Raw genomic sequence first — 2,349 nt, forward strand, 5'->3', positions numbered from 1 at the left:
TTGCTACACTCTCTGTGCGAAAGTTAGTTTTGAGCTGGTTAAATTGAAAAAATTTAGCAATAATTACTAATTTATTTAACTGGCCATTTTCTGGAGTCATGTTGCTACCTAACAATTGAGAATTTGGCTAGAGAAAGTATCTTTATTTGTATCTTTTGTCAAGTAAAAAAAGTTTTTTTCTACAATTCTAAATACCGTTTCTATTAACTGAGAATACTTTAATAGATAACTGTTTCAGTCTTTTGCAAAAAGTATTATACATACACTATATTTAGCAATATTTAGCAATTTTTGATTGATTTTTGCAAAAATACATAAATATTCGCTTCATTATCATTACTTTTTCAAATTTTATCCTTCATCATAAAAAAAATTGATTTTGTTAAAACCATGCTGTATAATTATTTATATATTTCTAATTTATTTAGAATTGTTGCAGCAATTTTTTGTCGATAGATTCTAGGCATTAGTAAGCCTTCGTTAACGAAGTCAGAAGTCAGATATGGGAGCTATCAGATTGGTAAAGTCCAGAAGTTATTTTTGTAAGGGGGATTGTGATCAACCTTCTAAAAAAAATTCGCCTTAAAAGGCAGGGTTTTAGACCAAATTATTTTGATAAATCAGTAATTTTTTTTGATTTTTTTCACATTCCTTGCCATAAAAATTGTTTTTTAAAATTCATATATCAAAAAAATATTGAATTATAGGTTGTTTTAAGAAGGCTTATGCAAAATAAGATTTTTCTGTAATTTCTATCTAACACATCAGCGTTGCAGAGCAAAGGAATTTTAAACTTATAGTTATAGGGTGCATCACAGATTCTTAAGTCCTATTTGATTTTCATAGCTAAACATTTAAAATGACTAAAGAACTAAAACCTTTTTAGTGTTTCTACAAAATAGGACTAATATGTAAGTTTTTTTTCTGGCTTATACAAAATTTAAAGGTAAATTTAACATGACAAGTCAACTGGAATTACTACCCCAAAATTCAGCAAAAAAATCTACAACTTTCTCTTTAATAGCATTATTAATAGGATTATTAGCTGTATCCTTAGCCGCAATTTTTATTCGATTAAGCGAACGAGAATTAGGACCTGCTAGCACAGTATTAGATCGTTTTATTATCTCTGGTTTTGTATTGTATTTTTGGAGTAATTTCCAAGCTCAAAAAAATAAATCATCAACTAATAAAAATGAACAATATTCAACTTATACATTTAGTGATTGGACTTGGTTATTAGCTGGTGGTTTTACTTTTGCTCCTAGTTTACTTCTTTGGGCATGGTCTTTAACTCAAACTAATGTAGCGAACTCAACTATACTTCATAATATGATTCCCATCTTTACTGCTCTGGGAGGATGGATATTTTTAAGTCTTCGTTTTGACCGTAGATTTTTAATAGGAATGGCAATAACTATAGTCGGAGCAATTACCATTGGAGCAGATGATATACAAGTAGATTTAGAACATTTTACTGGCGACTTAGCAGCATTTGCATCTGCAATTTTATTTGGTGCTTACTACTTATTAATTGAAAAACTTCGCTCCAAATTTTCTGCAACAACTATCTTATTATGGACTTGTATAAGTGGTAGTTTATTTACTCTTCCTATTGCTTTATTCACGGAAGATCATATTTTACCTTTTTCTTGGGAAGGATGGTTATCAATTATTGGTTTAGCAGTAATTGCCCAAGTTTTAGGTCATGGGTTTGTTACTTATAGTCTCAAAACTTTTTCCTCTGGTTTTGTTGCTTTATGCTTTTTATTGGAACCTGTAATTACTGCTTTAATTGCTTGGGGATTATTCTCGGAACAACTTACTATAATTAGTTGGATAGGATTTTCTATAGTTTTATTAGGATTATATTTAGCTCAATCAAGTCCTTCAATTCAGAAAGCTAGTAATTGAAATAGCGGTCAGCGTTCAGCTATTAGCTATCAGCTTCTCAAGGTTTATAGTAAAGGATTAAAACTCCTATTAACACGCACCACTATATTTGAAAAATTAGTGGGGTGAGAGACCTAAACTCCTGGATTTTTAGCTGATAGCTAAATGCTGTTTGCGGAGTATTCCATAAGGAAAAGCTAATAGATAGTTAACAGATATCTGGTGAAAAATAACGTAGGGATGTTCAATGGAACGTCCCTACAAAGGTTGAAGAAAAAGTTGATTTATTTGGTGTTTGTGGAGATTTATAGTACATACATACTAATCCGTGCAAGATTTGTGAGAAAAACTGTAGGGGTTTGGTCTCCAAACCCAAGCTAAAATGGGATTTGGTAACCAAACCCCTAGAACAAAATGTTACAACCTATTTAAGATTGCTACAGCATATTCCAAGTA

General features: G+C 30.7%; 1 protein-coding gene. It reads left to right on the plus strand.

Going from position 1 to position 2,349, the window contains the following annotated elements; all coding sequences use genetic code 11:
• Positions 1–957 precede the first annotated feature (957 nt).
• Positions 958–1,914, plus strand: coding sequence for a DMT family transporter (locus tag F6K13_RS28905; RefSeq protein WP_124145740.1), 957 nt, complete (start codon positions 958–960; stop codon positions 1,912–1,914).
• Positions 1,915–2,349: the final 435 nt, after the last annotated feature.

The sequence above is a fragment of the Okeania sp. SIO2B9 genome (genome assembly GCF_010672505.1).
Taxonomy (GTDB): Bacteria; Cyanobacteriota; Cyanobacteriia; order Cyanobacteriales; family Microcoleaceae; genus Okeania; species Okeania hirsuta.